Source organism: Actinomadura miaoliensis (genome assembly GCF_039536785.1).
GTDB classification, from domain to species: domain Bacteria; phylum Actinomycetota; class Actinomycetes; order Streptosporangiales; family Streptosporangiaceae; genus Spirillospora; species Spirillospora miaoliensis.
In genome coordinates, this window is record NZ_BAAAZG010000002.1 from 222,982 (window position 1) to 242,961 (window position 19,980).

The window sequence follows — 19,980 nt, forward strand, 5'->3', positions numbered from 1 at the left end:
GATCCGTCACGTCCAGAAGTGGGATTCCGCATGCGCCTAGGAAACGTTCACGTGGTCACGGAGAAATGGCGCTTCCACTGCCTGCACTGCCTGCGGGTGTGGGAGGCCCTGTACGAGGCGCGGCACGCCGGTGGCGGCCACGGCGGCCACGCGGTCGCCTGGCGTCTGGACGGTGTGCCCGCGCAGCCGCCCTGGATCGACCCGGTCTGCCAGAACTGCAACAGCCTGCGGGTGAAGGTGCTTCCGGCCGGGCCCATCGTCCCGCGGCAGCGGTGAGCCGGCATCCGTAGGACGGCGAAGGACCACGGCCTCGTGGACGAGACGAGACCGTGGTCCTTCGTGTTCCCGCGTGTTCCGCGACCGGGGTCAGCGGTCGGCGTGGACCTCCGCGCGGGGTGCGCTGGGACGGGCCGTCCCGCCGGGCAGGGCCGAGGCGTCCCCGACCGGGCGGAAGCGGCGCAGCCGCAGGCTGTTGGTGACGACGAACACCGAGGAGAACGCCATGGCCGCGCCGGCGATCATCGGGGTGAGCAGCCCGGCGGCCGCCAGCGGCAGCGCCGCCACGTTGTAGGCGAACGCCCAGAACAGGTTGCCCTTGATGGTGCGCAGGGTCCGCCGCGACAGGGCGATGGCGTCGGCGGCGGCGCGCAGGTCGCCGCGCACCAGGGTCAGGTCGGACGCCTCGATCGCCACGTCGGTGCCGGTGCCCATCGCCAGACCCAGGTCGGCCTGGGCCAGTGCGGCGGCGTCGTTGACGCCGTCCCCGACCATCGCCACCGTGCGGCCCTCGCCCTGCAGCCGCTTGACGACGGCGACCTTGTCGGCGGGCAGCACCTCGGCGATGACCTCGTCGATCCCCACCTGGCCGGCCACCGTGCGGGCGACGGTCTCGTTGTCGCCGGTCAGCAGCACCGGACGCAGCCCCAGCGCGCGCAGCCGCGCCACGGCCTCGGCGGAGGTCGGCTTGACCTGGTCGGCCACGGTGATGACCGCGCGGGCCCGGCCGTCCCAGCCGACGGCCACGGCGGTGTGCCCCTGCCGCTGGGCCGCCGCCATCGCCTCCTGGAGTTCGGGCGTCAGGTGCTGGGACCACTCGGCGAGCAGCTGCGGCCGTCCGACCAGCACGGCGTGCCCGTCCACCATGCCCTGGACGCCCAGGCCCTCGATGTTGGCGAAGTCCTCGACGGACGGCAGGGTGCCGACGCGTTCGGCGGCTCCGGCGGCGATCGCGCGGGCGATGGGGTGCTCGGAGGCGTGCTCCAGCGCGCCCGCCAGCCGCAGCGCCTCGTCGGCGTCGACGCCGTCTGCGGTGTGGACGTCCACTAGGGCCATGGTTCCGGTGGTGACGGTGCCGGTCTTGTCCAGCACGACGGTGTCGATGCGCCGGGTGGACTCCAGCACCTCCGGGCCCTTGATCAGGATGCCGAGCTGGGCGCCGCGTCCCGTGCCGACCATCAGCGCGGTCGGCGTGGCCAGGCCCAGCGCGCACGGGCAGGCGATGATCAGCACCGCGACCGCCGCGGTGAACGCGGCCGCCGTCTCCGCGCCCGCGCCGAGCCAGAAGCCCAGCGTGGCCGCGGCCAGCGCGATCACGATCGGGACGAACACCCCGGAGATCCGGTCGGCCAGCCGCTGCACGGCGGCCTTGCCCGTCTGCGCCTCCTCCACCAGCCGGGCCATCTGCGCCAGCTGCGTGTCGGCGCCGACGCGGGTGGCGCGCACCAGCAGCCGGCCGCCCGCGTTGACGGTGGCGCCGACCACCGCGTCGCCGGGGCCGACCTCGACCGGCACCGACTCGCCGGTCAGCATTGAGGCGTCCACGGCCGAGGAGCCCTCCTCGACCACCCCGTCCGTGGCGATCTTCTCGCCGGGACGGACGACGAAGGCGTCCCCCACGGCCAGGTCCTCGACCGGGATGCGCTCCTCACGGCCGTTCTCGCGGACGACCGAGACCTCCTTGGCGCCCAGCTCCAGCAGCGCGCGCAGCGCCGCGCCCGCCCGGCGCTTGGACCGCGCCTCGAAGTACCGCCCGGCCAGCAGGAACGCGGTCACCCCGGCGGCGGCCTCCAGGTAGATGTTGGCCGACCCGTCCGAGCGGGTCATGGCGAACTCGAACCCGTGCCGCATGCCCGGCTCCCCGGCCGAGCCGAAGAACAGCGCCCACAGCGACCACCCGAACGCCGCCAGCGTGCCCAGCGACACCAGCGTGTCCATGGTCGCCGCGCCGTGCCGCAGGTTCGTCCAGGCCGCCCGGTGGAACGGCCATCCCCCGTAGACGACGACGGGCGCGGCCAGCGTCAGCGACATCCACTGCCAGTACTCGAACTGCAACGCCGGGACCATCGCCATCGCGATCACCGGCACCGCCAGCACCAGCGACGTGATCAGCCGTTGCCGCAGCGGCCGCAGCTCCCGGTCGGCCTCGTCCTCGCCGTCCTCGGACGTCTCGTCACGCGGCGGCCTGGGCAGCGTCGCGGTGTACCCGGCCTTCTCCACCGTGGCGATCAGCTCCTCCGGCGTGACGCCCTCGGGCGCCTGGACCGTGGCCTTCTCGGTGGCGAAGTTGACCGTCGCGGTCACGCCCTCCATCTTGTTCAGCTTGCGTTCGATGCGGGCGGCGCACGAGGCGCAGGTCATCCCGCCGATCGCCAGCTCGATCCGCCCGGACGCGTCGCCCGTGCTCATCGCCTTCCTCCTCCTCGTCGATCGCCTACGGGATGGTCAGTGCCCGTGATCGTGGCCGTCATCGCCGTTCTCCTCCGCCGGAGCGGTCGGCGCGGCGGGCGCGGCCGCGTTGCCGGCCACGGCCGTGAACTCGGCCGTGCGGACCTTGCCGTCATGCTGGAAGTCCAGGTAGAGGCGGTATCTTCCCGGGCTCGGCACCTCGGCCTCGAACGTCACGTCCGGACCGGGCCGGGTGCGGCCGTCGCCGGGCGCGCCGTCCGGGTGGACGTGCAGGTAGGCCAGGTCCTGGTCGCGCAGCACGACCAGGTGCCCGTACGCCTCCAGGTACGGCTCCAGGTCGGTGACCGGCCGGCCGTCCTTGCTCACCGACAGGGTGAGCCTGCTCGACCGTCCCGGAACCAGGGTGCCGGTCAGCTTCACCTCGTAGCCGTCCACCTTGGCGACCTGCTCGGCGGGCGGCACGGCCCGCGGCCGGTAGTCCCCCGGCGCCACCACGTCGGTGCCGAGCGTGAGCTGCTCGGCCGCGCCCGCGGCCTTGAAGTCGGTGAAGAACCGGTAGGTCCCGGGGTCGGGCAACGTCAGCGGAACGGTCCAGACGCCGCCGCCCGCCTCGGTCGGATGCAGGTGCTGGAACCCCGACAGGTCACGGCGCGCCACGATCAGGTGCAGCAGCTTGCCGTGCAGGGGTTCGAAACGGGTGACGGGCTTGCCGTCCGGCCCCGTCACCGAGAACCGGAAGTCCGTGCGCTCGCCCGGGGTGACCGTCGTGGTCTCGGGCGTGAGCGTGTAGCCGTCCTGGGACACCTGGAGCCCCGCCGGGACGTGCGACGACGCGTTCTTGCCGTGCCCGGCCGCCGCACCGTGCCCGGACGCCCCGCCGTGGCCGTTACCCTCGGTCTTGTGCGTGTCGGCGGTGGCATCGATCGGCCCGACGGCCGCGCCGACCCCTGCCGCGCCGCCGAAGACGGCCGCCAGGCCCAGGGCGAACGCCCCCAACTTGATCGCCGTGTTCATGGTCTGCTGCTCGCTTCCCTCGTTCACCTTGGCGGCCGCCGTATGCGGTCGTCCCCCTCCGCCCGGCCCTTCGCCCGGCGCGGATCAGCGCGCCGGGACGGGGCGTGCGGGAGACGGCCGGGTCAGGCCGTCACCTCGTATCCGGCCTCTTCCACGGCCGCGCGGACCTTGTCGTCGTCGATCGCGCCCTCGCCGGTGACCGTGAGCCGGCCGCTGGCCAGATCCACGTCCACGGCGGTCACGCCGGCGATCTCGCTGACCTCCTCCTTGACGGAGCTGACGCAGTGACCGCAGGTCATACCGGTGACGGTGTAGGTGGCGGTGCTCATCGATCCGTTCCCCTCATCCCTGGACTTTTACCCCCTAGGGGTATCTGACGAGGGTTATGTTACGCACCCGTCACAGCGCTCGCAACCCCTACCCCCTAGGGGTTATCGGAAGATCGGGGTGATTCACGGCACATCACCCCGCGGACCAGGTTATCCACAGGCCCCCGGCGGGCCGCGACGGGGGACTCGGCGGCAGATGGCGTCGTTTGTAGTGGTATTTCGATTGAAAACCCCCGCCAGGCGGGCCGATCCGGCGTTGTGCACAGGGTTGTCCACAGGTTTCCACAGGGGTGTGGAAAGTTGTGGAAGACCGCCCGCGACGCCTCGGATACTGTGAGGCATGCCCGAACTGCCAGAGGTCGAGGCCCTCGCCGCGTTCCTGCGCGAGCGGGCGGTCGGCCACGCCGTCGCCCGGGTCGACGTTCTCGCCATCTCCGCGCTCAAGACCTATGATCCCCCGGTCACGGCGCTCGCCGGCCTGTCGATCACCGGCGTCGCCCGGCACGGCAAGTTCCTCGACATCGACGTCGACGGCCTGCACCTGGTCATCCACCTGGCCCGGGCCGGCTGGCTGCGCTGGCGCGAGGAGGTCCCGGCCCGGCCCGCCCGTCCCGGCGGCAAGAACCCCCTGGGGGTACGGGTGCACCTGGACGACGGCTCCGGCTTCGACCTCACCGAGGCGGGCTCCAAGAAGGGCCTGGCCGTGTACGTCGTCCGCGACCCGGCCGAGGTGCCGGGCGTCGCCACGCTAGGCCCGGACCCGCTGGACGACGGCTTCACCGTCGAGGCGCTGCGCGGCATCGTCAAGGGCCGCCGCACCCAGATCAAGGGCCTCCTGCGCGACCAGCGGATCGTCGCCGGCATCGGGAACGCCTACTCCGACGAGGTGCTGCACGCCGCCCGGATGTCCCCGTTCAAGATCGCCGACACGCTGACCGACGACGAGATCACCGGCCTGCACGAGGCGATCATCACCACCCTGCACGACGCCGTGGCCCGCTCCACCGGTCTGGCCGCCCAGGACCTCAAGGGCGAGAAGAAGACCGGCCTGCGCGTGCACGGCCGCACCGGCGAGAAGTGCCCCGTCTGCGGCGACACGATCCGCGAGGTGTCCTTCGCCGACTCCTCGCTCCAGTACTGCCCCACCTGCCAGACCGGCGGCAAACCCCTGGCCGACCGCCGCCTGTCCCGCCTGCTCAAATAACCCTTCCGATCAGGCCCCGCCGAAGCCGTCCGCGCCCGTCCGGTGCTGCCGCACTCCACCCGCACGAAGAAAACCCACGCCTCCGCCCAAACACCGCCATGCCGACAGGCGGAGGGGGCGAGGGCTCGGAACTGGTCGGTTGGCGGGCGGGGTTGGTTGGGGGTGGCGGGTGCGGGTGGGGAGGAGTCGTCAGTTGGCCTTTGGGGTGTCGCCGAACAGGGGGGCCACCTGGTCCCAGCGGTGGAGTTCGCAGCCGTTCTTGCGGGTGAAGCCGGTGTCGACCTGACGGCCTCGCCAGGTGCCCTTGACCTTGGCCTCCTGGGGGCCGCCGTAGATCTCGGTGCAGATCTGCTGCGGTGAGATCGGCTTGAAGGGGTCCTGGGCCTTGCTCAGGGCCGCGCAGGCCTTGGCGGCCTCGGGGTGGTCGCCCCCGGCGGGGTCGCAGGTCAGGGTCCAGGTCTTGGGTGTGGCCTTGGCCGACGCGCGCACCTCGACCGTCAGCTGGTCGGCCGGGGAGCGGGTCGGCTGGACGGTCGTGGTGCCCGAAGCGGTGTCGCGGGGGGAGTCCGCGGCCTGTTCGGAACCGCAGGCCGACAGTGACAGGAGGGTGGCGAGTGCGGGCGTCGTGAAAAGGAGCGTCCGGTACCGCATGCGTGATTCGACGTGGGAGGGTTCCGCGCGGTTCCATGGGGGTGTGATGATTTTCGGGGAAGACGTTCCTGCCGTCGACGCCGCGGAGGTCCCGCAGGACGCCTACCTGCTGGACGTGCGCGAGCAGGACGAGTGGGACGCGGGTCACGCGCCCCAGGCGGTGCACATCCCGATGGCCGAGCTGAGCGACCGCGCCGCCGAGGTGCCGCGTGACCGGGACGTCTACGTCATCTGCCGCTCCGGCATGCGCTCGGCGCAGGTGACCATCGCGCTCAACAACGCCGGCTGGCTGGCCAAGAACGTCGACGGGGGAATGAAGCGCTGGGTCGAGGTCGGACGGCCCATGGACGCCGCGGGGGACGGTCCCGCCTACGTGGCCTGAACCAAGGGCCCCTTTGTCGGTTTTTGGCGCTGACTGTACGATCTGCAGCGTTCACCGTCTGACCGCGGGAGCTCGGGCCGACACACCGGGCTGAGAGGGCGACTGTGGCCGGGGGCCGCCGAGACGGCACCCGGCGAGCTTGGCACGGCGTCGCCGACCGCATGAACCTGTCCGGGTAATGCCGGCGTAGGGAGCGTGCGCCTTGGCGTCGTCGTCCGCCGTCCACAGAACCACTCCTCGCGACGAGGTCCCCTACACCCTCGACGAACCCGCGCCGAAGGTCCTCGGTTTCTGGGACCAGAGCGCGTTCTGGGCCAACCTGGGCGTCAGCCTGTTCGCGTTCTCCGGCGCGTACACGGTGCTGGCGCCCGACGAGAACGGGGCGCCGACCCTGTCGATCGCGGCGGGCATCGTCGCGATGATCGTCGGGACCGTGATCGGCGGGCTGATGCTCGGCCTGTCGGCGGTGCCGGGCGCGCGCACCGGGCAGCCCGCGATGGTGCTGCTGCGCGGCCTGTTCGGGGCGCGACTGTCGTACGCGCCGACCGTGCTGAACGTCGCCCAGCTCGTCGGGTGGGGCACGTTCGAGCTGATCGTGATCGCGGACGCGGCGCGGGCCCTGTACGACGGGGTGCCGCGCTGGGCGTACGTGGTCGCCGCCGGGGTGCTGACCACGGCGCTGACGATCCGTCCGCTCGGCTCGGTGCGGCTGCTGCGCCGGTACGTCACCGTGGCGGTGCTGGTCGCGCTGGTCTACTTCTACGTCCAGTTGCTGCGCGAGCCGCTGCCGGACCTGACCGAAGGCTCGTGGGGCGGCTTCTGGATCGGCGCGGACGCGGCGCTGGCCGTGTCGATCTCGTGGGTGCCGGTCGCGGCCGACTACACCCGGCACGCCCGCACCGCGCGCGGCGCGTTCGGCGCTGCCGCCGTCGGCTACTCGGTCACCCAGATCATCGCCTACGTCCTCGGGCTGCTGGCGCTGGCCCTGGTTGCGGGCGACTCGACGAAGGTGTTCGACCCGTTCCTGCACGTCACGCTGGGAGCGGTGGTCTTCGCGGTGTTCGTGCTGCGCGAGGCGGACCAGTCGTTCGCCAACGTCTACTCCACCGCCGTGTCGATCCAGAACCTGGTGCCGCGCGCCGACCGCCGGGTGCTGACGGTGGCGCTGGGGGCGGGCACCACCGGGCTGGCGCTGGTGCTGAACATCGGCGACTACGCCGGTTTCCTGTCCCTGATCGGGTCGGTGTTCGTGCCCATGCTCGGCGTGCTGGCCGCCGACTTCTTCCTCGGCCGCGGGCGCCGCGGCTGGGACGTCTCCCGCACCGCCCCGGCCCGCTGGAGCATGATCGCCGCCTGGGCGGTCGGGTTCGCGGCCTACCAGCTCGTCAACCCCGGGTCGGTCGGCTGGTGGGCGTCGTTCTGGCGGGACGTGCGGGAGGCGCTGGCGGTCACGCCGCCGTCCTGGATGAGCGCGTCGCTGCTGTCCTTCCTGGTGGCCGCGCTGGTCACGCTGCTGGTCGGGCGGGTCGCCCGGTTCCGCGGCTGAGCGGGCGAAGGGACGCGTTCTTCCGGCGGAGAGCGCCGCGACGTGAGAACCTTTCGCAAGTCGTTGGCTCTCGGCGGGACGAGGTCCGGTGGCACGATGACAGACGTGCAGCAAGACGTCCACGGCCCGATCGCGCGCGCCGTCGTCGAGTGCGCGGCCGACGCGATCGTGGCCGTCGACGACCGGCAGCGCGTCACCGTGTGGAACCCGGCGGCCGAGCGCATGTTCGGCTGGACGGCCGAGGAGATGCTCGGCCGCGTCGCGCCGATCGTGCCGGACGAGCTGAAGGCCGAGCACAACGCCGTCCAGGAACGGCTGCTGACCCGGCGCGGGGCCGAGGGCCTGGAGAGCGCCGACACCGGCCAGATCTCCATCGCCACCCGGCGCCTGCACCGGGACGGGCGGCTCATCGACGTGCGCATCGACACCAGCGTCCTGCAGGACCGCGACGGCCGGCTGCTCGGCTGGGTCGGGGTGTACCACCCGGTCGAGGAGGACGAGGTCGTCCAGCACCACATGGCCGAGCGGGCCCGGCTGGTGCGGCGGCTGAACGACATCGTCGCCGACCTCAACGCCGAACTGGACCTGGCCACGGTACTGGACCGGATCACCGCCGCGCTGATCGAGCTGACCGGCGCGGACGCGGGCGGGTTCGTGCGGCTGGAGCGGGACCGGCTGCGGCTGGTCACCGTGAACGGGCTGCCCGAGCACATGCGCGGCGCCACCGCCGACCTGCGCTCCAGCCTCGTCGGCGAGCTGCTGCGCTCGGGGAAGACCGTGATGCTGGCGGGCGGGGAGCGGCGGCTGGGCGACCTGATCTGGTCCGAGCTGCCCGGGCTGCACACGGTGGCGCTGGGCCTGTCGTTCCTGCAGAACGAGCCGTACGGGGCGCTGTACGCGCTGTTCTCCGGCCGCCGCGTCGGGCACACCGAGCTGGAGCTGCTGGAGCTGCTCGCCGGGCACGCCGGGGTCGCGGTCGGCAACGCCGTGGCCTACGCCGAGGTGGTGCGGCAGCGCGCGCACGAACGCGCCGTGATCGACTCCAGCGCGGACGGCATCGCCGTGCTCGACCGTGACGGCGTGGTACGGCAGTGGAATCCGGCCGCCCACACCCTGACCGGGGTGCCGCCGCAGGAGGCGATCGGCCGGGAGCTGCCGTTCGAGGCGCCCGCGCCCGGCGAGATGATCACATTTCCGCTGCCGTCGGGCATCTGGCTGAACGTGCTGGCCGCCGAGATCGAGGAGACCGGCGAGGTCGTGGTCGACTTCCGCGACGTCAGCGAGGCCAAGGCGCTGGAGGAGGCCAAGGACCTGTTCCTGGCCACCACCAGCCACGAGCTGCGCACCCCGATCACGGTGGTGCAGGGGTTCGCCAGCACGCTGGTCAACCGGTGGGACGAGCTGGCCGACGCCGACCGCCGCTCCGCCGTCGCGACGATCGCCGAACGGGCCCAGTCGCTCGGCCGTCTCGTCGAGCACCTGCTGCTGGGGTCGCGGGCCGGACGCGACGAGCTGGCGGTGACCATCGAGACGTTCGACCTGGCCCGCGTGCTGGAGGGCGTGGTGGCGGGGTTCCGGTCGTTGTCGGAGGCGCACCCGGTGCGGCTGGAGGTGCCCCCCGGCCTGCCGCCCGCGCGGGGCGACGCGATGGCCACCGACATCGTCCTCGGCCAGCTGCTGGAGAACGCGATGAAGTACTCCCCGGACGGCGGCACGGTCACCGTGCGGGCCTGGCCGGAGGACGGGTCGATCGTCGTCACGGTGGAGGACGAGGGCATCGGCATCACCCCCGGCGACCACGAGCGGGTCTTCGAACGGTTCGTCCAGGGCGAGACGGGGGACCGCCGCCGGTTCGGCGGGATCGGCCTCGGCCTCTACATCGTCAAACGCCTGACCGAGGCGCAGGGCGGCCACGTCAGCGCCGAGCCGGGTCCCGGGGGCCGCGGCACCCGCATGCGCCTGGTCCTGTGCCGGGCGGAGGACGGCCGGCCGTAGCTGACCGGATCCGGACGGATGCCGTGACAGGTGGTGACATAGGTACGCAGGTGAAAGGCCGGTGTTTCATCAGTGTGACGGACGAAACGCTCGCAGGAGGAGTAACCACCCGGAGGGTGGATAGATCCTGTGTTGGCCCTGAGTGCGTGACCGGAGGGGGCATCGCTCGTTGTGGGGGGTGACGGGTGATTCACCCGGGTTTCCGGACAATATCATCAGGGCATTTCGGTCGGTACCGACGAGGGTGACGGGCCTCCGAGCAGCGGAGATCATCGACGGGGAGGTGAGGGCGTCGAGCGTCGTACTGTTGCCTCATGCGCCGTCCAGCGTCGCCGTGGCCCGCAGGCGCCTCAGCTCCGAGCTGCTCGCCTCCGGTGTCTTCGAGTCGGTCGTGGACGACGCCAGTGTCATCATCAGCGAACTTCTGAGCAACGCCCTGCGGCACGCCAGGCCCCTGCCGTCCGGGCAGGTCCGCGTCACGTGGGCGCGGCGCGGGGAGCGGCTGGAGGTCGCCGTCAGCGACGGCGGCGCCAGCACCGAGCCCCGGCGCGGGCCGGGCACCCTGTCCTCGCTCGGCGGACGCGGCCTCGGCATCGTGGAGGCCCTCGCCGAGGGCTGGGGCGTCCGTCATGAGGAGGGCGTCACCACCGTGTGGGCCGTCCTGTACGCGCCGCACGGCGCCGGGGGCAACGGCGCGGCGTCGCACCGGAGCCGTACGCACACGCTGATGCCCGATTTCAACGTGGGCGACGGGGTGGACGATCCGGGAAACGCCCTGCTCAACGGCCATCGCACGCATTCCGCACCGACCCGGGCATACCCCGCTTGATCGGGCGCGGCGCGCGCCCTGTATGGTCCTCGTCAAGCTCGGGCGCTGTCGTGCCCCCGTCGACACCGCCCGAGCACTCCAACCGTCCCGCCGCACCCCCCGACTCGGCCGGGAACCGCAGGCCGCCGACCTCGCACCGGGCAGGCTGCCAACCTCAGGCACCAGGCCGTCCGGGTTGAGAACGCCAGGCCCTCCGGGCTTAGAGCGCCGGGGTGTCGCGTAGTAGTGGGCAGGACATGCAGCGGGGGCCGCCACGGCCGCTGCCGAGTTCGCTGCCGCTGATGCGGATGACCTCGATGCCCGCCGCCTCCAGCTGCGCGTTGGTCTCGATGTTGCGCTCGTACGCGACCGCGACGCGGGGAGCGATGGCCAGGGTGTTGTTGCCGTCGTCCCACTGCTCGCGCTCGGCGGTGACCGGGTCCAGGCCGGTGTCGATGACCTTCAGGCGGTCCAGGCCCATCGCCTCGGCCGCGGCCTCCAGGAACGGGCGCGGCTCGGCCACGCGCAGGTCGCCGTCGTCGGCCGTCACCGCGTAGGCGGTCATCGAGTCCGCCATCGGCGGGTACATGACCACCGTGTCGACGTCCACCATCGTGCAGACCGTGTCCAGGTGCATGGTGGCGCGTTCCTGCGCGATCGGCACGGCCAGGACGGTGTGGGCAAGCCCGGCGTCGAACACCTGGCGGGCCAGCCGCTCCACTCCCGCGGGCGTGGTGCGCTCTCCCGTGCCGACCGCGATCACGCCGGGGCACAGCAGCAGGACGTCCCCGCCCTCCACGTGCTCCAGCGACGGGTCGTACACCTGCCGCACCCCGGCGAACCTCGGGTGGTGCGCGTAGACCAGGCCGATCAGGGCCGACTCGCGGTGCCGGGCGGGCATCGCCAGGCTCGTCACCGCCACCCGGTCGCCGATCCAGGTGCTGTTGTCGCGGGTGAACAGCAGGCTGGGCAGCGGGTCGATGATGAAGTCGTGCCGGTCCAGCAGCCGGTAGACCAGGCCGTGACCGGTCTTCAGCTCCTCGTGCGCCAGCCCCGCGATCAGCGTGTGGGCGAGCACCTCGGGGTCCTGGTCGCGCAGGTACCCCTCGACCACGCGGCGCAGCTGGTCGCCGAGGCGGGGGTCGTCGAGCACGCCGCTGATCGCCTCGTCGCGCGCCGTCTCGTACTCCAGGACGTCCTGCAGCAGCTCGGTGATGTAGAGCACCTCGACGCCCCGGTCGCGCAGCGCCTGGGCGAACGCGTCGTGCTCCTCCTGGGCCCGTCCCACCCACGGGATGCCGTCGAACAGCAGCTTGTCGTTGTTCCGCGGCGTCAGGCGTTTGAGCTCCGCGCCCGGGCGGTGCAGCAGGACGGTCCGCAGCCGTCCCACCTCGCTGGTGACCCGGTGTTCGGTCGTCTCAGCCACACCGGCAGTCTATGTGGCCCGATTCTCGTGCCTACCGGCCGGTCGGGACGGTGTGCCACCATCACGAGGTGATCAACCGCGGCGCGCTCCCCTTGCACCTGACGGCCGCCACGCTGCTGCGGGTCTCGGCGGAGGGGATGGCGACCGCGCTGGTCCTGACGGTGGAGGCCCGCACCGGACGCGCCGCCGCCGCCGGGTTCCTGCAGACCGCCGCGACCCTGCCGTACGTGCTGAGCGGCCCGCTGATCGGCCACGCGCTCGACCGGGTCCGCCGCCCGCGCCCGGTGATCATGACGCTGGCGGTGTGCTACGCGGTCGCGGCGGCGGCGCTGCTGCTCATGGCGGGACGCTCCCCGCTGGTGCTCGCCCTGCTGGTCGCCGCCGTGATCGGCGTGACCGAACCCGTCGTCGTCGCGCTGACGAGCCTGCTGCCGCGGTACGTCCCGGCCGAGCGGCTGCCGCACGCGTACGGGCTGGAGGCGTCGAGCTACAACGTCGCGGCCATCGCCGGCCCCGGCCTGGCCGCGGGCCTGGCCGCCGCGACGACCGGGACCTACGCGGGTTTCGCCGTCGTGGCCAGCGCGATCGTCGCCCTGCTCGCCCTCCCCCTGCTCCCCATTTCCGGCCCCGCCGGCCCGCCCCCACGCCCCGACCAGCCGACCGTGCCGGTACCCCGCCGCGACGCGGCCGGGAGCGAGGCAGCCGTCCACGACGGGCGGACGGCCGAAGCCGGCGCCGCGCGGACGGCCGGACAGTCCGACGCAGGCGAGGCGGCCATGCAGGCGCCCCGCCATGACACGGCCGGAGACGCCGGCGCGGACGAGCGGCCTGACGAGCACGCCGCGCGAGTCGACAGGCGCGGCACCGCGGGGGCGCTGGTGGACGCGGTGGCCGGCGGGTTGTCGGTGCTGGTGGGCAATCGGGTGCTGCGCGCGCTCACGGCGGCGACGTCGCTGGCGTGGCTGGGGTGGGGCGGCGTCGCGATCGCGGCCGTGCTGCTGGCCGAACGCCTGGGCGCGGAGCCGAGCGCGGGCGGCCAGCTGATGGTGGCCGTCGCGGCGGGGTCGCTGGCCGGTTCGCTGGCGTGCGCCCGCTGGCTGCGTCCCCGGTACGCCGAATGGGTGATGGTGGCGGGGCTGCTGGCCTTCGGCGGCTCGCTGGTCGCGCTGGCGTGGGCGCCGTCGCTGCCGTGGGCCCTGCTGTGCTTCCTGGTCGCCGGGCTGTGCGAGGGCCCCGTCTTCGCCGCCACGCTGCTTCTGCGTCAGCGCGAGTCGCCGCCGGACCGGCTGGGGCAGGTCAACACCACCGGCGGCAGCCTGAAGCTCGGCACGTTCGCGGTGGGCGCGGCGCTGACCGGCGTGCTCGCCGACCACCTGGGCCCGGTCGGCCTGGTGATGGCCATCGCCGCCTGCCAGTTCACCGGCGCCGCCGTCGGCCTGCTCCTGCTCGGCGCCCCCGGCCGCGCGGACCCGGCCGCCGAGGGCACGGCAGAGCCCACCGCCTGATCGCGCTGATGTCCGGCGTCCTGGCCGGGCGGTACACGCTCGTCGCGCGGACCGCCGAGCGCGCCCCCCGCGTTCACACGGCCGTGAAAAAGGGTTCGACACCGCCGCGGCCGGATTCGTACCCTCAGGGCATGTTCTTCGCAGCCGGCGCCCGCACGCTCGCAGAGGTCACTCTGCTGAGCGCGGCGCCGGCTGCCTCCCTGGCAGCGGCAGCCGACGCGGCCGTCATCGACGGCCTGCGAGGCTGACCCTCCTCCGTCCCGCCTCCGACGAGAACCAGCGGAGGGGGGTTGCCACCAGAACACGGGCCGACGACGACCGCGCGCACCACGCGCGGCCGGACGCCCGTGCGGTTCTCACTTCCGACACGATCGAGTGAGGACTCACCGACATGGCCAAGCCGCTGTACGAGCGGACCAAGCCGCATCTCAACATCGGCACGATGGGGCACGTCGACCACGGCAAGACCACGCTGACCGCGGCCATCACCAAGGTGCTGGCCGAGCGCGGGCTGGCCGCGGCCGTCCCGTTCGACCGCATCGACCGGGCCCCCGAGGAGCGCGAGCGCGGCATCACCATCAACATCGCCCACGTCCAGTACGAGACCGCCACCCGGCACTACGCCCACGTCGACATGCCCGGCCACGCCGACTTCGTGAAGAACATGATCACCGGCGCGGCGCAGGTCGACGGGGCGGTGCTGGTGGTCTCGGCGCAGGACGGCGCGATGCCGCAGACCCGCGAGCACGTCGTGCTGGCCCGCCAGGTGGGCGTGCGGCACGTGGTGGTCGCGCTCAACAAGGCCGACGCGGTCGACGACCCCGAGCTGCTCGACCTGGTGGAGCTGGAGGTCCGCGAGCTGCTGACCGAGTACGGGTTCCCCGGCGACCAGGTGCCGGTGGTCCGGGTGTCCGGGCTGCGGGCGCTGGAGGGCGACCCGTACTGGACGGCCCGCGTCGTTGAGCTGCTGGACGCGATCGACGCCTACGTGCCCGTTCCCGACCGGGTGCTCGACCGGCCGTTCCTCATGCCGGTGGAGAACGTGCTGACCATCACCGGCCGCGGCACCGTCGTGACCGGCGTGGTGGCGCAGGGCGTGATCCGGGTCGGCGACCCCGTCGAGGTCGTCGGTCTCGGGGACACGTTCGCCACCGTCGCCACCGGCCTGGAGACGTTCGGGCAGGCGATGGGCCGCGCCGAGGCGGGGGACAACACCGCGATGCTGCTGCGCGGCGTCAAGCGGGACCAGGTCCGGCGCGGCCAGGTGGTCAGCACGCCGGGTGCGATCCGTCCGCACACCCGGTTCCGCGCCCGGGTGCGGGTGCTGACCGCGGCGGAGGGCGGCCGCAGCCGGCCGTTCTTCCACGGCTACCGGCCGCAGTTCCACTTCCGCACCACCGACGTGGTGGGCGGCGTGGACCTCGGCGGCGAGGGCGGCATGGCGATGCCGGGCGACACCGTCGAGATGACGGTCGAGCTCGGCAAGCCGGTCGCCATGGCCGAGGGCCTCGGCTTCGCGATCCGCGAGGGCGGCCGCACGGTCGGCGCCGGCACCGTCACCGCCGTGGTGGACGAGTAGGCCGCGTGCGCCGGCGGGCTCCGCCCGGGAGCCCGCCGGCGCTCGCCGCGTCACCCGCCGGGGCGTCGCGGCGTGTCCGCCCCGGTCAGGCCCGTGAGCACCGCCCGCATGATCCGCGTGAAGAGCGCGTCCGCGTCACCGAGCGGGTCGGCGGGCGCGCCGCCCGCCAGGGCCGCCGCGAGCCACGGATGGCGGCCTCCCGCCGCGGCGCCCGCGAGGTAGGCGGCCTGCGCGGTCTGCCGTTCGGTCGGGGTGCGGCGGGCCTGCAGCTCGGTGCGTGCGAACACCGTCACCAGCGCCGACATGACGGCGACGGCCTCCAGCGCCGCACGGCCGTCCAGCCCCGCCGGTTCCAGCGCCGCCAGGGCCCGGTCGGCGTAGGCGAGCCCGTTCGGGCCGACCCTGAGCGGTTCGGGCGCCAGCTCGGCGAGCCACGGATGCCGCAGATGCACGGCCTTGGCCCGGACGGCGAGCCCCGTCAGGTCGGTGACCGGGTCGCCGCACAGCGGGACGTCCAGGTCGATCTCCCCCACGACGGCGTCGGCCATCAGGTCGAGCAGGTCGTCGCGTCCCGACACGTACCGGTAGAGGGACGCCGGGCCGGTGCCGAGGCGTTTGGCCAGCGCCCGCAGGGACAGCGCGTCCAAGCCGCCCTGGTCGGCCAGCTCGATGGCGGCCGAGGTGATCTGGGCGCGGCTGCGCTCGGGCGCCGGCCCGCGGGTGCCCCGGTCGGGCCGCTCCCACACGGTCCTCGGCCGTCCGGCCTGCGTCTCGTCCGCCACCGGCCCCCCTGTCGGATCCTCGGCGTGTCCGTGCCCTAGACTATTAACTGCGAACGCTGATCGCAGTTATTGGAGGGGCCATGCACGCGACGGATCTGTGGACGCCGGTTCGGTGGGCCGACAACGGACGGGTCCAGGTGGCGTACGACCGGCTGACCACGGGCACCGACGGGGACCCGCTGCTGCTCGTCACGGGTCTCGGAATCTCCCGGCGCTGGTGGCCCGACGGCCTGTGCCTGGCCCTGGCCGCGCGCGGGTTCGCTGTCGCCCGGTACGACCAGCGCGACGCCGGGGAATCGTCGCACCTGCCGCGGACCGCCACCGGCAACCCGATCAGCGCGCTGGTGCGCGGCGGCGGCGAGGCGTACACCGCCGAGGACATGACCGACGACGGGATCGCGGTGCTGGACGCACTGGGCTGGAGTTCGGCGCACCTGTTCGGGCAGTCGCTCGGCGGGGCCGTCGCCCAGCGGATCGCCGTCCGCCATCCCGGCCGGGTCCGTACGCTGACGTCGGCCTCGGCCGTTCCGGGTGACGCGGCGGGCCTGAGCGCCGTGCGCTACATCCGACCCGGGACGCTCGCCAGGCTGGCGCGTGTCCGGCACCCCGACACCCCCGAGGGGGACGTCGAGGCCGGGGTCGAGGTCGCGCGCATCCTCAGCGTGCCCGGCCGGCCGTTCGACGAGGCCGCCGTCCGCGAGCACCTCACCGTCATCGCCGACTCGGGCGTACGGGACAAGCAGGCGCAGAGCCGCCAGATCGGCGCCCGATGGCGCGGCCCGGCGATCAGCGAGATCACCGTGCCGACGCTGATTTTGCACGGGGAGGCCGACCCGCTCGTCCGGCCGAGCGCCGGGCGCCGGATCGCGGCCCGCATTCCCGGGGCCCGGCTGGTCATCCTGCCCGGCGTCGGCCACGACCTGCCGGAATCCGTCTGGGACGACGTCGCCGACGAGATCCGGCGGCTGGCGGACGAGCGCCCGTCCGCCGGCTGAACGCGGCGGCCAAGGGAGCGTCCGCCCGTCGGGTGGCCGGGTGGTCAGACGGGTTTCGGGTCCGGGGGCCCGGGTGCGGGCGAATCGCTGGCGGACGTGGTTCCCTATGTGGTGGGATTCGTGATCATTCCCCCCGTGTCTTTTTCCCCGACCTGGAGAACGTGTGCGAGCCCCCCGCGCCCTGATCCCCCTGCTTGCCGTGTGCGGCGCCGCGGCGGTCGTGGTGACCGCCGGTGCCGGTGCCGCGATCGAGGGAGCCCCGGACCTCGGACCGGCCCTCGCCGACGGCGCACGGGAGGTCCCCGCGGCCACCGTCACCGCGATGACCTGGAACGTCTGCGGTGACGCCGCGCCCGGATGCCCGCTCGGGTCGCGTCCCGCCGACCTGGTCCGCGACATCCCGCGGCAGATGGCGGACGTCCGCGTCGGCGGCCGCAAGGTGAACATGGACGCGGTGTTCCTGCAGGAGGTCTGCTCCGGGCACGTGACCGCGCTGCGCAAGACGTCCCAGTTCAAGGCGTGGAGCTGGGAGTTCGCGCCGTACCGGGGGGCCGACGGCTCGCCGCGCAAGTGCGCCAACGGGCAGGGGCGTCTCGGTGTGGCCATCGGCTCCAGGGAGCGCCTCACCGACGTGCGCGCCACGGAGCTGCCCTCGCCGCCGGGCGTGCGGCGGGTGGCGCTGTGCGGGCAGGTGGGCGCCTGGCACGCCAAGCTGTGCACGGCGCGGCTGAGCACCGCCCGCTGGGACGACGACCCGCGCGGCGACTGGCGGCGGAAGCAGGCCCAGAAGGTCGCCGAGGTGGCCGGGACGGGACGCGTCGTCTTCGGCGGCGACCTGGGCGAGCAGCCCGAGTCCCGCCACCTCGACGTGCTCTACCGCGACTACGCCGAATGCGACCAGGGGCCCGGCACCGCCCGCACCGGCGCCAAGACCCGGCAGGACTGGAACGGCACGCCGGTGGAGAAGACCGACTACCTGTTCGCCTCCGCGCCCGCCGGGATCTCGTGCGGGGTGCCGGAGACGCCGGTCCGCTCGTCCGACCACCGGCCCGTCGGCGCGGTCGTCCGCTTCCCCGACCGCGACGCGATCATCGAGGCCCGCTGACCCGGCCGTCCGCCGGCGCGGAGCGCGGCGAACGCGGGTGAGGGTGCCGTGCGGCACGCCTCACCCGGGGCCGCCGGGGCTCAGTGGACGGCGCGGTCCTGCCCCTGCCAGTACGGGGTGCGCAGATCCTTCTTGAGGATCTTGCCGGTGGGGTTGCGCGGGATGGCGTCGCGGCGCTCGACGGACGTGGGGCACTTGAAGTGCGCCAGCCGCTCCCGGCAGTAGTCGATGATCTTCTGCTCGGAGAACTCGGCGCCCTCGGCGGGCACGACGAACGCCTTGGGCGTCTCACCCCACCGCTCGTCCGGCACCCCGATCACCGCGCAGTCGGCGACGCCCGGATGGCCCATCAGCACGTTCTCCACCTCGGCCGGGTAGATGTTCTCCCCACCGGAGATGATCATGTCCTTGACCCGGTCATGGATGTAGAGGTAGCCGTCCTCGTCCAGGTATCCGGCGTCGCCGGTGCGGAACCAGCCGTCCTCCAGCAGCGCCGCGGCGGTGGCCTCGGGCATCCCCCAGTAGCCCTTCATGTTCTGCGGGGTCCGGCAGAGGATCTCGCCGACCTGCCCGCGCGGCACCTCCTCCAGGGTCGCCGGGTCGGCGATCCGCAGGCGGCAGGCGGGGTTGGGCACGCCCGCGCTGCGCAGCCGGTGCGCGTTCGGGCCGCCCGGGTCGTGGTCCTCCGGCGGCAGGTAGGTGATGGCGCCGGTGGTCTCCGTCAACCCGTAGACCTGCATGAACCCGGTGCCGGGCAGCAGCTCCATGGCGCCGCGCAGCACGTCCTCGCTGATGGGGGACGCTCCGTACAGCAGCAGCCGCAGGCTCGACATGTCCGCCTCGCGCACCTCGGGCATCAGCTGCATGAACTGCAGCAGCACCGGGACGAGGAACACGTGCGTCACCCGGTGCCGCTCGATCGCGCGGGCGATGGCGACCGGGTCGGGCTCGCGCACGATGACGCCGGTGAGGCCGTCGAACACCGTGCACACGGCGAGCGCGCAGCCCGCCACGTGGTACATCGGCATCGCGACCATCATCACGCTGTCGTCGTCGATGCCCCACAGCTCGTTGGTGAGCGGCAGCACCGAGTTGAAGTTGTCGTGGGTGAGCATCACGCCCTTGGGCAACCCGGTGGTGCCGGACGAGTAGAGCTGGACGAACACCTCGGCGGTGTCGGCGTCGTCGTCCGGGGGCGCGGCTGGGGGCTCGTGGGCGCCCGTCCACTCGGCGTAGTCACGGTAGGCGTGCCCCGAGCCGCCGACGACCACCGGGTGCGTGGTGTGCTCCAGCTTGCCCGCGATCGCGTCCAGCACCGGCAGGAACTCGGGGCCGACGACGAACACCTTCGCCTGCGCGTTGTTGACGATGTAGGCCACCTCGTCGGGCGCGAGGCGGTAGTTGACGGGCACCTCCGCGGCGCCCACCCGGGCCGCGCCGAACAGCAGTTCGGCGTACTCCATGGAGTTCTTGTCGAGAACGGCCACCCGGTCGCCGGGCCCGACCCCGGCCGCGGCCAGCGCCGCCGCCACCTGGTCCACGCGCCGGTCGAAGTCCCGGTAGGTGATCTGGGTGTCGCCCGCGATGTAGGCGAGCCGGTCCGGATGACGTCGCGCGCGCTCGCGCAGCACCTGGGTCAGGCTTGGCACGAAGATCCCCTTTCGCCGGTGACCACGGTTGTCTGCGCATCATGAGGTCACCGGCGGGCGGCGGCAAGGGCTCCGCGTCGATCGCGGGCGATGGACGCGGCCGCCGCCCCGGCCACGCGCTACCTGCTCTTGGCGCCCTTCGCGACCAGGGTGACCACCAGGAAGACCAGCACCGCGACGAAGCCGACGAAGAAGAACAGCTTCAGCATCGACAGCACCCAGCCGATGACGCTCATGAGCAGCCACAGCGCGAGGATGACGCCGACGACCGTAAGAATTGTCCGTCCCATGCCTCTCACCGTATTGCGCGGGGCAGGGCGCGTCA

General features: G+C 73.1%; 18 protein-coding genes. 10 read left to right on the forward strand and 8 right to left on the reverse strand.

All coding sequences use genetic code 11. The features are described 5' to 3' along the window. Positions 1-51: 51 nt before the first annotated feature. Complete coding sequence (locus ABD811_RS05525) at positions 52-276, forward strand: hypothetical protein (RefSeq protein ID WP_344941744.1); 225 nt, start codon at positions 52-54, stop codon at positions 274-276. Between the two features lie 90 nt (positions 277-366). On the opposite strand, the gene ABD811_RS05530 is transcribed toward ABD811_RS05525, so the two are convergent. From ABD811_RS05530 to ABD811_RS05540, 3 genes are all read right to left on the reverse strand, one after another. Next, positions 367-2,685, reverse strand: coding sequence for a heavy metal translocating P-type ATPase (locus ABD811_RS05530; protein WP_344941747.1), 2,319 nt, complete (start codon positions 2,683-2,685; stop codon positions 367-369). A gap of 36 nt (positions 2,686-2,721) precedes the next feature. Beyond that, positions 2,722-3,726, reverse strand: coding sequence for a hypothetical protein (locus tag ABD811_RS05535; RefSeq protein WP_344941750.1), 1,005 nt, complete (start codon positions 3,724-3,726; stop codon positions 2,722-2,724). Positions 3,727-3,821: 95 nt separating this feature from the next. After that, the gene (locus ABD811_RS05540) at positions 3,822-4,028 is read right to left on the reverse strand and encodes a heavy-metal-associated domain-containing protein (RefSeq protein WP_344941753.1); all 207 of its coding nucleotides are present in this window, start codon (positions 4,026-4,028) and stop codon (positions 3,822-3,824) included. A 340-nt stretch (positions 4,029-4,368) separates the two neighbouring features. Between ABD811_RS05540 and ABD811_RS05545 the strand changes: the two genes are divergently transcribed. Further along, positions 4,369-5,232: an Fpg/Nei family DNA glycosylase gene (locus ABD811_RS05545; protein WP_344941756.1), complete on the forward strand. Its 864-nt coding sequence runs from the start codon at positions 4,369-4,371 to the stop codon at positions 5,230-5,232. Between the two features lie 189 nt (positions 5,233-5,421). Here the strand turns inward: ABD811_RS05545 and ABD811_RS05550 are convergent, their stop codons facing one another. Continuing rightward, on the reverse strand, positions 5,422-5,883 hold the full coding sequence (locus tag ABD811_RS05550) for an SSI family serine proteinase inhibitor (RefSeq protein WP_344941759.1): 462 nt from the start codon (positions 5,881-5,883) through the stop codon (positions 5,422-5,424). A 49-nt stretch (positions 5,884-5,932) separates the two neighbouring features. Between ABD811_RS05550 and ABD811_RS05555 the strand changes: the two genes are divergently transcribed. The 4 genes from ABD811_RS05555 to ABD811_RS05570 all read left to right on the forward strand — a co-directional run bounded on the left by ABD811_RS05555 (position 5,933) and on the right by ABD811_RS05570 (position 10,635). Next, complete coding sequence (locus tag ABD811_RS05555) at positions 5,933-6,265, forward strand: rhodanese-like domain-containing protein (RefSeq protein ID WP_344942359.1); 333 nt, start codon at positions 5,933-5,935, stop codon at positions 6,263-6,265. A 202-nt stretch (positions 6,266-6,467) separates the two neighbouring features. Then, positions 6,468-7,811 (forward strand): purine-cytosine permease family protein, encoded by a 1,344-nt coding sequence (locus ABD811_RS05560; protein ID WP_344941762.1) that lies wholly within the window; start codon positions 6,468-6,470, stop codon positions 7,809-7,811. Between the two features lie 96 nt (positions 7,812-7,907). Then, on the forward strand, positions 7,908-9,806 hold the full coding sequence (locus tag ABD811_RS05565; RefSeq protein ID WP_425549367.1) for a PAS domain-containing sensor histidine kinase: 1,899 nt from the start codon (positions 7,908-7,910) through the stop codon (positions 9,804-9,806). 307 nt (positions 9,807-10,113) lie between these two features. Next, positions 10,114-10,635 (forward strand): ATP-binding protein, encoded by a 522-nt coding sequence (locus ABD811_RS05570; RefSeq protein WP_344941768.1) that lies wholly within the window; start codon positions 10,114-10,116, stop codon positions 10,633-10,635. A gap of 199 nt (positions 10,636-10,834) precedes the next feature. On the opposite strand, the gene ABD811_RS05575 is transcribed toward ABD811_RS05570, so the two are convergent. Then, positions 10,835-12,040, reverse strand: a complete 1,206-nt coding sequence (locus ABD811_RS05575) for an arginine deiminase (protein WP_344941771.1) — start codon at positions 12,038-12,040, stop codon at positions 10,835-10,837. Positions 12,041-12,108: 68 nt separating this feature from the next. On the opposite strand from ABD811_RS05575, the gene ABD811_RS05580 reads away from it, so the two are divergent. Together ABD811_RS05580 and tuf are read left to right on the forward strand one after the other, a co-directional pair. Next, positions 12,109-13,545, forward strand: coding sequence for an MFS transporter (locus ABD811_RS05580; RefSeq protein WP_344941773.1), 1,437 nt, complete (start codon positions 12,109-12,111; stop codon positions 13,543-13,545). Positions 13,546-13,936: 391 nt separating this feature from the next. After that, positions 13,937-15,124, forward strand: coding sequence for an elongation factor Tu (gene tuf, locus ABD811_RS05585; RefSeq protein WP_344941775.1), 1,188 nt, complete (start codon positions 13,937-13,939; stop codon positions 15,122-15,124). Between the two features lie 50 nt (positions 15,125-15,174). Here the strand turns inward: tuf and ABD811_RS05590 are convergent, their stop codons facing one another. After that, positions 15,175-15,906: a TetR/AcrR family transcriptional regulator gene (locus tag ABD811_RS05590; protein ID WP_344941776.1), complete on the reverse strand. Its 732-nt coding sequence runs from the start codon at positions 15,904-15,906 to the stop codon at positions 15,175-15,177. Between the two features lie 80 nt (positions 15,907-15,986). Between ABD811_RS05590 and ABD811_RS05595 the strand changes: the two genes are divergently transcribed. After that, positions 15,987-16,901 (forward strand): alpha/beta fold hydrolase, encoded by a 915-nt coding sequence (locus ABD811_RS05595; RefSeq protein ID WP_344941779.1) that lies wholly within the window; start codon positions 15,987-15,989, stop codon positions 16,899-16,901. A gap of 163 nt (positions 16,902-17,064) precedes the next feature. Next, complete coding sequence (locus ABD811_RS05600; RefSeq protein ID WP_344941782.1) at positions 17,065-18,006, forward strand: endonuclease/exonuclease/phosphatase family protein; 942 nt, start codon at positions 17,065-17,067, stop codon at positions 18,004-18,006. Positions 18,007-18,086: 80 nt separating this feature from the next. Here ABD811_RS05600 and ABD811_RS05605 read toward each other — a convergent pair whose 3' ends face one another. Together ABD811_RS05605 and ABD811_RS05610 are read right to left on the reverse strand one after the other, a co-directional pair. Next, positions 18,087-19,655: a long-chain-fatty-acid--CoA ligase gene (locus tag ABD811_RS05605; RefSeq protein WP_344941784.1), complete on the reverse strand. Its 1,569-nt coding sequence runs from the start codon at positions 19,653-19,655 to the stop codon at positions 18,087-18,089. 119 nt (positions 19,656-19,774) lie between these two features. After that, positions 19,775-19,945, reverse strand: coding sequence for a hypothetical protein (locus ABD811_RS05610; RefSeq protein WP_344941787.1), 171 nt, complete (start codon positions 19,943-19,945; stop codon positions 19,775-19,777). Positions 19,946-19,980 lie beyond the last annotated feature (35 nt).

What these genes read in the sequence shown, in the direction of transcription:
- ABD811_RS05530 (WP_344941747.1), bottom strand. Translation starts at nt 2,685, where the DNA reads ATGAGCACGGGCGACGCGTCCGGGCGGATCGAGCTGGCGATCGGCGGG.
- ABD811_RS05540 (WP_344941753.1), bottom strand. Translation starts at nt 4,028, where the DNA reads ATGAGCACCGCCACCTACACCGTCACCGGTATGACCTGCGGTCACTGC.
- ABD811_RS05545 (WP_344941756.1), top strand. Translation starts at nt 4,369, where the DNA reads ATGCCCGAACTGCCAGAGGTCGAGGCCCTCGCCGCGTTCCTGCGCGAG.
- ABD811_RS05550 (WP_344941759.1), bottom strand. Translation starts at nt 5,883, where the DNA reads ATGCGGTACCGGACGCTCCTTTTCACGACGCCCGCACTCGCCACCCTC.
- ABD811_RS05565 (WP_425549367.1), top strand. Translation starts at nt 7,908, where the DNA reads ATGACAGACGTGCAGCAAGACGTCCACGGCCCGATCGCGCGCGCCGTC.
- tuf (WP_344941775.1), top strand. Translation starts at nt 13,937, where the DNA reads ATGGCCAAGCCGCTGTACGAGCGGACCAAGCCGCATCTCAACATCGGC.
- ABD811_RS05595 (WP_344941779.1), top strand. Translation starts at nt 15,987, where the DNA reads ATGCACGCGACGGATCTGTGGACGCCGGTTCGGTGGGCCGACAACGGA.
- ABD811_RS05610 (WP_344941787.1), bottom strand. Translation starts at nt 19,945, where the DNA reads ATGGGACGGACAATTCTTACGGTCGTCGGCGTCATCCTCGCGCTGTGG.